The following is an 11,029-nucleotide window of genomic DNA, read 5'->3' as shown; positions in this document are numbered from 1 at the left end:
GTCCTCGACACCTCCGGCTCCATGAACCGGGTCCTGCTCGGCAAGGCACTCGGCGCCATCGCCTCCTACGCCGAGGCCCGCGACGTACCGGCCGCGCGGGTCGTCTTCTGCGACACGGCCCCGCACGACGCTGGCTACGTCCCGGTCACGGAGATCGCCGGGCGCGTCCGCGTCCACGGGCGCGGCGGCACCGTGCTCCAGCCCGGCATCGACCTGCTGCAACGGGCCGACGACTTCCCGCCGGGCGCGCCCCTCCTCGTCATCACCGACGGCTGGTGCGACCCGCTGCGCGTACGCCGCGAGCACGCCTATCTGATCCCGCAGGGCGCCCGCCTGCCGTTCACCGCCCGCGGCCCGGTGTTCCGCGTGCAGTGACCCGGCCTCGGCCGGGCCACGCGGTGACGCGGGATCAGTGGTGCGGGACGAACCCCGAGCGGACCCTGCCGAACTCGTTCAGCATCCGCAGGGTGGGCGCCATGCCCGAGCCATGGGGGGTGTCGCTGAAGGAGACCATGCGGCCGAGGGAACCGGTGAGTGTGATCAACTTCGTCAGGGTGACCCGGTCGTCGCGGAACACCGGGACGGAATAGCGCCCGTGTGCCGCGTCCAGCACCCGGATGTGCTCGGTGAGCCGCTTCGTCGCCGCGTCCCGGTCGCCCTCGTACAGGTCGTCCAGCGCGTGGAACGTGACCTCGCTGGTCCACAGGCCCACCGCGTGCACGGTGACCGTCTCCGTGGTGAGCGTCGGTGCCGCCGCCAGGTCGAGTTCGTGCCGACGGGCCTCGCGTGCCACGGTGTCGACGTACTGCACGGTCGCCGAGCCCAACTCCGACAGGTCGTGTCCCGGCGGCACCCGCACCTCCAGGACCACCCAGTACGTCTCCTCGAAGGCGAGGTCCGGAGCGAAGATCCGGATGCCCTTCTCGTCGGTGACGATGTCCGGCAACGGCTCGGCCCCGTAGTCCTTCCGTGCCCGCTCACCCGCCCGCGCGGCCTCGCGGAGCACCGCCGCGCGGGCCCGGGGATCGCCGACGAGGTCATGGCCGTACAGATGCCGGATCTCCACCTCGGGGGCGATGTCCAGCTTCAACTGGATGTCGACGGCCGCCAGATGGTCGCGTCGGCTCAGGTCGCCCAGCAGATCCGTCCTGACCTGTTCGGGCCGGGTGACGAGCGCGGAGTGACCGCCGGCCAGACCGGCGAGGGCGGCCAGTTCGGGCATCCGGGCGTCCCTGCCGAAGCCGAAGCAGGACAGGGTGAGGTCACCGCGCAGCCGTGCCGCGATGTTCGTGCGGATGGTGGTCCAGTCCCGTTCGCCGGACGTGGGGTCGCCGTCGGAGAACAGGTACAGGCAGTCGACCGTCCGCCCGCTCACCGAGTTCCGGGCGACCTCGTCGATGCCGTACTGCACCGCGAGGTTGATGTCCGTGCCGCCCTCGGCGGTCAGCCCGGCCACGACCCGCCCAAACCGTTCGGGGGAGAGGTCCTGCCGGGCGACCGAGGGCAGCACCGTGCGGACCTGCTGGTTGAAGGCGATGACGGCCAGGCAGTCCGTGGGGCGCAGCGCGCCGTGGAGCGCCTCCAGCGCGGACTTGACCGTGTCGAGCTTGGGGCCCCGCATGGACACGCTGACGTCGACGACGAACACGAAGTTCACGGGCAGCGGTTCACCGGCGGGCACGTTCCCCGCGGGGGCGTCGGCCGCTTTCAGGGTGACCTCCACGAAGTGGGTCGTCGCGTCGTTCGCCTTGAAGTCGCCCTCCACCGCCGCGACCCCATGACTGACGGCGACTGCCTCCCGGCCCTCGGGGCCGGGCACCTGGTCGGTACGGGCCGCCACGAAGTCGTCGAACCGGATCTGCTCCTGCCCGATGATCACGCCCTGCTCGATCAGATCCCGCGCACCGAGCAACGACCGCGTCCCGAAGGCACTGTTGCGCCGGATGAACAGACCGTCGTGGGGGAGGGGTTGGGATGTGTCGCGGTGTGGGCGGGCAGGGCCGTCGGGCGCGGAGTGGATGGTGAGGGAGCCGATGTGGTCGGCCTGGACGACGGTGCCGGTGGAGTCACCGGTGAAGCTGTTGCGGGCGCGTGCCGACTTGCGCCTTTCGCCGCGCTCTTGGCCCTGAGCGTTCTCAGCCCTCCCCACGGCCAAGCCGTGAGCGTCTCCCCTGGCATCGAGGATGGTGTGCGATGTTCCGGCGTCGGGCCAGATGGGACGCAGAGCCTCGAAGCATCCCGGATGGATGTCCCGGCCCTGTCGCAGCCACCGCCACAGCAGACCGTCCGGTGTGTCTGGGCCGGGGGCGGTGATCTCCGGGTGGACGACGACTGTCAGCGTCTCGGAGAGGGCGTGGTCGACGGGGGTGGCCGCCCACCTCGTCCATCGTCCCGTGAGCGACAGGTACAGGCCCTCCGCCTCGGCGAACGCCCGGCAGTCGTCGAGGCGCTGCCTGGAGGCGGGCGCCTCGGGCCCGGAGGAGGTCGCGTCGATCGGCCCCACGAACGGCAACGCCAGCCCCTGCCGGCGCGACCGGGCGAGCGGCCTCCGTACGCGGCCACCGGTCCGCGGAGCGCACAGCCGCAGTACCGCACCGGCCCTCAAGTAGTTCCACAACGCCGCCCCGGCCCCCGGCGACGACTCGTACGGCCGCGTACCGGGGTGGACCACCACCACCGCGTCGGGGTGCGCGGCCAGCAACGCGTCCGCCTCCTCCACGGTCGAGGCGAACCGCTCCAGCGGTTCCAGCCCGTCGGCGAGGGCCCGCCTGCGCGCCTCGTCGGCCAGCGCACCCGACGTTGCCGCGGTGCCGTCGGCGCCGACGGCCGGCGGGCCGACGTAGACCACCGCCGTCCGCCCCCGAGCCCTGGTCGTCCTTTCACTTCGCATGTGCACCAACCCCGTTGTGCCCCAGAAGACTTGGAAAGTCCGACTACGCTCCCGGACTGTACGGCGTTCGCACTGTGTACGTCAGGCGAACGATCCGTCGAGCGCGGTGGGACACCGCCCCGTCGGCTGGGTCCGGGGCGGCTCGGTGTGATCGGATGGGTCCGACCCCGTTGGAACGGGACCCACGTGAAAGGAAGAACCGTGGCTACCACGCGCTCCGCACACACCGTATGGGAAGGCAACCTGCTCGAGGGCAACGGTGTCGTCACCTTCGACTCGTCCGGCGCCATCGCCGAGCAGCCGGTGACGTGGGCCGCTCGCACGCAGGAGGCGAACGGCAAGACCAGCCCCGAGGAGCTGATCGCCGCCGCCCACTCCAGCTGCTTCTCGATGGCGTTCTCGCACGCCCTCGCCGGCGCCGGCACGCCGCCCAGCAAGCTCGTCACCTCCGCCGACGTGACGTTCCAGCCGGGTGAGGGCATCACCGGCATCCACATCACCGTCGAGGGCGAGGTGCCCGGTCTCGACGAGGCGGGCTTCGTCGCGGCGGCCGAGAACGCCAAGGTGAACTGCCCCGTCAGCCAGGCCCTCAAGGCCGTGCCGATCACCCTGTCGGCCAAGCTGGCCTGACCCGCGGGCCCACGGCGGCCGGACCGGTCACCCCCTCGGGGGCGATGGTCCGGCCGTCGGCGTCCCGGCTGCGGCCGTCGGCGTCCCGGATGCGGGAGTCCCCGGGGGCGAGCACATTGGGCGCATGAGTGACGACGCACAGTCGGTGCCCGACACGGAGCTGAGAATCGCCGTCGCCTTCACCGGCGGCCTCAGCCTCGCCGTCTGGATGGGCGGCGTGGCCCGAGAGCTGAACCTGCTGACGACCGCCGCGCGCGCCGAAGCGTCCGGCACGCCCGCCGGGCTCGTGCGCGCCCGCTACAAGCGGCTGCTCGACCTGCTGCGGCTCGACGTCAGCGTCGACGTGCTCTCCGGCACCAGCGCCGGCGGCATCAACGCGGCCCTCCTGGGCCTCGCCACCGTACGCGGCTGCGACCTGGGCGGACTGCGGTCGCTGTGGCTGGACGAGGGTGGGCTCGGCACCCTCCTGCGCGACCTGGACGAGCCGCGGCCGCCGTCCCTCCTCCAGGGCGAGGAAAGGCTGCTGCGCGGTCTGGAGAAGGGGCTGAAGACGGTCTTCGAGGATCATGTAAAGGGCCTCGACCGTGTGGAGGGCCTCGACCGGGTGAAGGGCCTCGACACCGGCGGTGAGGACGCGACGCCGGTGCTCGACCCCTCTCCACGCTCCGACAGCGACCCCGATCCCACCCGGGTCTTCATCACCACCACCTTCCTCGACGGCATGCCGCACCCCTTCCGGGACGACTACGGCAGCACCGTCCACGACCGCGACCACCGGGGGCTGTTCCGGTTCACCGCGGATGCCCTCCGGCGCCGCGAGACGATCGGGGCACTGGCCCGGGCGGCCCGGTCCAGCGCCTCCTACCCGGTGGCCTTCGAACCCGCGTTCATCCCCGTCGGTGAGCCCACACACCGGCGCCCCGACATGGGCCCCCACCTGGTCCGGCCGCCCGCCACGCAGTTCTGCGCCGACGGGGGACTGCTGGCCAACCGGCCGATCGGGCCCGCCCTCCAGGCGGTCTTCGACCGTCCGGCGACCCGCGAGGTCCGCCGGGTGCTGGCCTACGTCGTCCCGTCCGCCGACGGCGCCGCCGAGCCGACCGTCCCGCCGCCCCTGCCCGACGACGTGCCGTCGCTGGGGACCGTGCTGCTGAAGGTCTTCGGCGTCATCACCTCCCAGAGCATCAGCGCCGAACTGAGCGCCCTGGCCGCGCACAACGAGCGGGTCAGGAGCAGGCTGCGGGCGGAGACCCGGTTGGCCCGGATGGCGGTACGGGGCGCCGACCTCGGCGACGAGGAACTGCGCCGCGAACACCGCGCGAAGCACATCCGGTCGCTGGCCCGGGCCGTCGCCGAGGAGACCCTGGGCCAGATGATCGCCGGCGGCGCAGGCCCCGACGACCGCCCGGTCGGGTTCGGCCCCGACCTGGACAGGCTCACCGCCGGTGCGGTCACCGTGATCGAGAGCACTGCTCCGCCCCCGCAGACCCTCCCCGAGGGCGCGGACGTCTTCGACGCGCTGGCCCGCTTCGGACGACCGCTGCTCGACGCGGGCAAGGCCACCGTGCTGCGGCTGCTGCGGGAGAGCGCCGCGCAGGCACCGGCCGACATCCGTACGGCCCTGGAGACCCAGGTCGGGAAGGTGCACGCCGCGATGCCGCAGCGCAGCACCTCCGACCTGCGGGGCTCGGTACGGCCGGTCGTCGAGGCGGTGCTCGGTCGCGTCCCCCCGGACGACGACCTGGTGGGCACCGTGATCCGGTCGCCCGGCTGGACCGACGCGATCACCGGCCAGCTGCCCGCCGCACGGGAACTGCCGGCCCTGGCGGACGCCTGGCGGACGATGGCGGGCGCGGTCCTCGAAACCCGGCGGCGCTTTCCCGGCCACGGGCGGGGCGAGAACGACCAGGACGCGCAGTGGCCGGTTCTTCTGGCGTATCTGGTCGGCGACCGCACCGGGGCCCGGCCCGAGGGCGAGCCGGGCGACCCGCCGGCCCCTGACGGCGTCGCGCGGCGACTGTTCGACCTCCTCGCCGCCCAGCGGGTGATCTTCCCGGACGAGCAGGCCGCCCGGCAGCGCGTGGAACTGATCCAGATGAGCGCCGACAGCCGAACCCTGCTCGACGACCGCCGGACCGCGGCACAGAAGCTCACCGGGTTGCAGCTCCATCACTTCGGGGCGTTCTTCAAGCGGTCCTGGCGGGCCAACGACTGGATGTGGGGGCGGCTGGACGGCGCCGGCTGGCTGGTCCACGTCCTGCTGTCCCCGCAGCGCCTGAAGCAGCTCGCGGACGCGGGCGTGCCCGTGGGGGAGCGGCTGAGGGAGATCGCCGGCACCGACGCGCCCCGCGGAGTCCTCACCGCCGGGCCCGGTGGTGAGCCCGCCGAGCTGGCCTTCCTGGCGGCCGGCGCCTCGGCGCCCTTGCCCGCGAGCCTGCCGCAGACGTCGATGTGGGTGGCGCTCGGCCTCCAGCGGCTGATCGCGGCGGAGGAACTGCCCTGTGTCGCCGAACAGGCCGAGGCGGACCAGAAGGCGGGCGGCGCCCCGGCCGCGGCCGACTTCCTCCGGCGCTACCGGCGGCGCTACCCCGACTCCCGGCAGCCGGTCGACCCCGACACCGTCGACGAGTTCCTGAACGCCTGCCGGATCTCGGAGGAGACCTTCCGGCGGGAGAAGGACAGCAGGCTGTTGAAGCACACGGTCTCGCACGCGGCCGTGGTGACGGCCAACGCCGTCCGCGCGACGGTCGACCGGTGGTCCTGGCGCCTGCTCTTCGGCGGTGTGAGCCGGGCGCTGCGCCTGGCGCACGCGGTGCGCAGACACACCTAGACACCGCCCGGCCGCACCCGCCGAGGCCCCGTGCCCCGGTGGGGGACGCCCCCATGCCCCATTGACAAGAGGCCACTCAAGTTTTGTGCTGGTGGTAGGAGCCATGGGTCGGTGGGCAGGCGCGCGGGCGCGGGAGCCACGGGCGCGACCCGGATGGAACCTTGCGGGAAGGGGACGGCGATGGGGCGTGCGGTCGGAATCGATCTCGGGACGACGAACTCGGTGGTGGCCCTGCTGGAGGGCGGCGACCCGACCGTCGTCACGAACGCGGAGGGCCAGCGGACCACCCCCTCCGTGGTGGCCTTCGCCAAGAACGGCGAGGTCCTCGTGGGCGAGGTCGCCAAGCGGCAGGCCGTGACGAACGTGGAGCGCACCGCGCGCTCCGTCAAACGCCACATGGGCGACGGGGGCTGGCGCTTCCCCGAGCAGGGCTCCGTGGACGGCACCCGCCTGAGGGCCCAGGAACTCTCCGCCCGAGTGCTGCAGAAACTGAAGCGGGACGCCGAGGCGTACCTCGGCGACGACGTCACCGACGCGGTGATCACCGTCCCGGCGTACTTCGACGACTCCCAGCGGCAGGCCACCAAGGAGGCCGGTGAGATCGCCGGTCTCAAGGTCCTGCGGATCATCAACGAGCCCACGGCCGCGGCCCTCGCGTACGGCCTCGACCGGGGCGAGGAGCAGACCGTCCTCGTCTTCGACCTGGGCGGCGGCACCTTCGACGTCTCGCTGCTGGAGATCGGCGACGGCGTCATCGAGGTCAAGGCCACCAACGGGGACACGCATCTCGGCGGCGACGACTGGGACCAGCGGGTCGTCGAGTACCTCGTCAAGAGGTTCAAGGGTCAGCACGGCATCGACCTCGGCAACGACAAGATGGCGCTCCAACGGCTCCGGGAGGGCGCCGAGAAGGCCAAGATCGAACTGTCCAGCTCCTCCGAGACGTCCATCAACCTCCCGTACGTCACCGCCTCCTCCGAGGGGCCGCTGCACCTGGAGGAGCGGCTGACGCGCGCCCAGTTCCAGGAGCTGACGGCCGATCTGCTCGACCGCTGCAAGACACCGTTCCACCAGGCCGTGAAGGACGCCGGGGTGAAGCTCTCCGCGATCGACCACGTCATCCTCGTCGGCGGCTCGACACGGATGCCCGCCGTGACCGAGCTGGTGAAGGAGCTCACCGGGAAGGACCCGCACAAGGGTGTGAACCCCGACGAGGTGGTGGCCGTGGGCGCCGCGCTCCAGGCCGGTGTCCTGCGCGGCGACGTGAAGGACGTCCTGCTGCTCGACGTCACCCCGCTGTCGCTGGGGATCGAGACCAAGGGCGGCATCATGACCAAGCTGATCGAGCGGAACACCACGATCCCGACCCGGCGTTCGGAGATCTTCACCACGGCCGCCGACAACCAGCCCTCGGTCGGCATCCAGGTCTACCAGGGGGAACGGGAGATCGCCGCGTACAACAAGAAGCTCGGTGTCTTCGACCTCACCGGCCTGCCCCCGGCGCCGCGAGGGGTGCCGCAGATCGAGGTGGCGTTCGACATCGACGCCGACGGGATCATGCACGTCTCGGCGAAGGACCTGGCCACCGGACGCGAACAGAAGATGACCGTCACCGGTGGTTCCGCCCTGCCCAAGGACGACATCGACCGGATGATGCGGGAGGCCGAGCAGTACGCGGAGGAGGACCGGCGGCGCCGGGAGGCCGCGGAGACCCGCAACCAGGCGGAGCAACTCGTCTACCAGACCGAGCGGTTCATCCGTGACAACGAGGAGCGGGTACCGGCCGACGTCCGCGGCGAGGTCGAGGCCGCCGCAGCCGAGCTGAAGCAGCTCCTCGACCACCCCGAGGACACGGCCGCCCTCCGGGCCGGCATCGACAAGCTCGCCACGGTCAGCCAGCGCATGGGCCAGGCCATGTACGCGACGGCCTCCGGGGCGCGGACCGAGGAACCCCGCCCCGGCCCGGATCCCGCCGACGAGGAGGGCGTCGTGGACGCGGAGATCGTCGACGACGACAAGAACACGAAGGGGGGCGCGGCCTGACGGAGCCGGCGACCCCGTGCCGCGGGGGCCCGGCCCCCCCCTCCACGAGGCGGCGGCGCTCAGCTGCCCACCCTGCCGACCCGCTCCGGCGCGTCGCCGCCTCGTTCCCGCTCCCAGGCCGCCGCGAACATCTCGTGCAGGGGCGCGGGCGGCAGGACGCGGCCGAAGGGGGAGGCGACCTCGTTGCCCCACAGCGGACGCACCCCGTACGCGTGCAGCTTCACGGTTTCGAGGGGCAGATGAGGCGCCTTCAGCTCGGTCCAGTCCCCGGGCAGGAACACGGTCCGGCCGGCGCGCGCCCGCTTGGCCGCGACGACCGCGCCGGTGCCGAGCAGTTCTTCCCGGACCTGTGCGTGCCGCTTGGTCGACCAGCCGTTCCACCGTCGTACGTCACGGTCCGTGGGCGCCGCCAGCGTGGCCAGTTGGAGGTACAGGGCGGCGGCGTCCGCGCCGACCGCGAGTTCTCTCGCCGCATGTGCGACCAGTTCGGGACAGGACCGACGGGGATCCGCCTCGTACGCCCCGGCCGGAACCGCTCCCGAGGAGGACCGGTCCCTCATCCGCTCCAGGCCGCCCCCCACCAGCAGGGGCGCCACCCGGTCCAGTTCCTCGGCCAGTCCGGTGATCCCCCGCACCCGCCGCCACACCTCCGGGTCGGCGACCGCGCGCGGGCGCAGGAACGCGGCCCCGCCGGGCGAGCACACCACCAGGGGGCCGGAGTCGTGGGCGGTCGGGACCGGGCCCTCTGCCTTGCGCCGGTCCGTCGCCACCGGCAGCCGCCCGGGCCCGAACCGCTCCGCGATCCGTGCCGCGGTGTCCTCGACCCGCCCGCCGGGCAGCGCCAGCAGCAGGTCCGGGCGGTCCAGTTCGGCCCGCAACCGCTCGTACAGGGCCCGCGCGCCCGCCACGGCCGGATCACCGACGGGCCGGTCCGTCCAGGCCCACACCAGAGCGGCGGCGGCACTCCGGACGTCGAGGCCCACCGGGGTCCCGTACGGCAGTCCCGCCTCCGCCGGCACGGCCCGCACCTCCACGCCATGGCCGTACGGGGTCGCCGCCAGCTCCCAGCCGGCCGCCTCCACGGTCGTGTCCGCCGCTGCCTCGTAGCCACCCGCGAGCCGCCGGGCCCAGACCTCGGACAGCCCCGGCCCTGCCTCCAGGGCGTCGGCGGCCTCGTCGTGCACGACGGACTCGGCCCCCATGCGGTCCCGCCACACCTCGGCCATCCGCTCCGCGGCCGCCTCGACACCGCCGGGCCGCCACAGCTCCGTCGGGTCGTCGGGCAGGGCGGCGGCCAGGACGGCCCGCCCTCCCGCGGCCCCGAGCCGCGCCCGCAGCCCGTCGTAGGACTCGGCCGTGAACGGGGAGGCCCGGTAGGGGGCCTTCCGCACCAGGGCACGGTCCTCCTCGCGGTCGGGCCGGCCGACCAGACCGGCCACGACCAGCCGGGCGACAGCCCGTCGTACGCCCGTCAGTTCGGCGAAGCGCGCGGCCGCCTCCTCGGTCACCGGCACGGGGCCGTGCGTCCCGACAGCCGTGACCAGGGCACGCATCCGGGCGGCGTCGTCCCGCCGCACCCGGACACGTCGTGCCCCCGGCACCGCCGCGCACACCGGGTCGTCGTGCGGATCGCCGGCGGCGGCCGCCACGAACCAGCATTCCCGCCCGCCGGCGCGATCCGTCCCGGACGCCACGGCGATCCCGCGCTCCCGCAGGCCGTCCAGGGCCTCCGCCGAGGCGCGGCCCACCCACCACGTGCCGCCGGCGCGGGCGAACGGCTGGTCGGCCCAGGTGTCGAGCAGCGCCACCAGGGCCGCTCGTGCCGCGTCCGGAGTGGGTGCCACCACCGCACGCCAGGCCACCGCGTCGATCGCCCCCATCAGCTGCGACCAGTCCCGCGGCGGCGCCGGGGGCGAGAGCCGTCGTACCTCCTCCGGGAGGGTCCCCGCCAGGCAGGCGCCGTCCGCGGCCAGCGCGCTCAGCGTCGCCGGCAGGGCGACGTCGGGGCTTCTGCGCCACGGCTCCCTTGCGCCGTCCGCGACCAGCCCGAACAGCGCGGGCAGCAGCGCCGTGTCCGGCGCGGACCGGCGCGGCGGTGACGGCGGCGCCTGCGCGAGCAGGGTGACCCTCCGGTGCAGGGCGAGCCTGCGCTCCTCCACGCGGGCGGCCCGCTCGGCCACCGCGACGACCGCCCGGACCAGCACCGGGTCGGTGACGTCGGGCACCAACCGCGCCACGGCGGCACGCAGGGCCGTCCCGTCGGTGCGGGCGGCCGTCAGCAGCGCCTCGGCCGTCTCCCGCCCGACGGACCGCAGTGCCCGCGACCCGGCCTCGTCGCGGGTGCGCAGCAGATACCAGAAGGCGGGTGGCGGGGCGACCCCGGCCGAGACGGTGGCCGCACGGGCCGGCCGCACCCGCGGATGCCTCGGTGAGCGATGTCCGTCCACCTCCCACAGCAGGGTCCCGTCGGCGCTGTACGCGCGCACACCTGTCCGGGTCTCCGCCTCGGCGAGGACCACGTCCTCCACCGCGCCTCCCGGCGGCGCCCACAGGCCCCACGGCTCCTGGCCGGGCCGGTCGATGTCGAACCTGGCCGTGCGCCCGTCCACACTCTCCACCAGGTAGTGGTCGGGCGC

General features: G+C 73.7%; 5 protein-coding genes and 1 pseudogene. 4 read left to right on the top strand and 2 right to left on the bottom strand.

Annotated elements, in window-relative coordinates; genetic code table 11:
* Positions 1-375 (top strand): annotated as a pseudogene (locus tag AOK15_RS33075) (DUF2201 family putative metallopeptidase); the annotation flags it as partial.
* Between the two features lie 34 nt (positions 376-409).
* Here AOK15_RS33075 and AOK15_RS33070 read toward each other — a convergent pair.
* Complete coding sequence (locus AOK15_RS33070; RefSeq protein WP_107099563.1) at positions 410-2,890, bottom strand: VWA domain-containing protein; 2,481 nt, start codon at positions 2,888-2,890, stop codon at positions 410-412.
* A gap of 201 nt (positions 2,891-3,091) precedes the next feature.
* Here AOK15_RS33070 and AOK15_RS33065 point away from each other — a divergent pair, with 201 nt between their 5' ends.
* The 3 genes from AOK15_RS33065 to dnaK all read left to right on the top strand — a co-directional run bounded on the left by AOK15_RS33065 (position 3,092) and on the right by dnaK (position 8,393).
* The gene (locus tag AOK15_RS33065) at positions 3,092-3,520 is read left to right on the top strand and encodes an OsmC family protein (RefSeq protein WP_055522004.1); all 429 of its coding nucleotides are present in this window, start codon (positions 3,092-3,094) and stop codon (positions 3,518-3,520) included.
* A gap of 124 nt (positions 3,521-3,644) precedes the next feature.
* Entirely contained in the window at positions 3,645-6,350 is a 2,706-nt protein-coding gene (locus tag AOK15_RS45300; protein ID WP_055522003.1) for a patatin-like protein, read from the top strand.
* Between the two features lie 180 nt (positions 6,351-6,530).
* Positions 6,531-8,393, top strand: coding sequence for a molecular chaperone DnaK (dnaK, locus tag AOK15_RS33055; RefSeq protein WP_055522002.1), 1,863 nt, complete (start codon positions 6,531-6,533; stop codon positions 8,391-8,393).
* Positions 8,394-8,452: 59 nt separating this feature from the next.
* On the opposite strand, the gene AOK15_RS33050 is transcribed toward dnaK, so the two are convergent.
* Positions 8,453-11,029 (bottom strand): thioesterase domain-containing protein (locus tag AOK15_RS33050; RefSeq protein ID WP_478078818.1); only part of this gene is annotated, 2,577 nt, incomplete at its 5' end.

Source organism: Streptomyces ossamyceticus, assembly GCF_001418475.1.
Classification (GTDB): Bacteria; Actinomycetota; Actinomycetes; order Streptomycetales; family Streptomycetaceae; genus Streptomyces; species Streptomyces ossamyceticus.
Note: the sequence above shows the minus strand (reverse complement) of the source record. Positions and strands in the feature narration are given on the sequence as shown.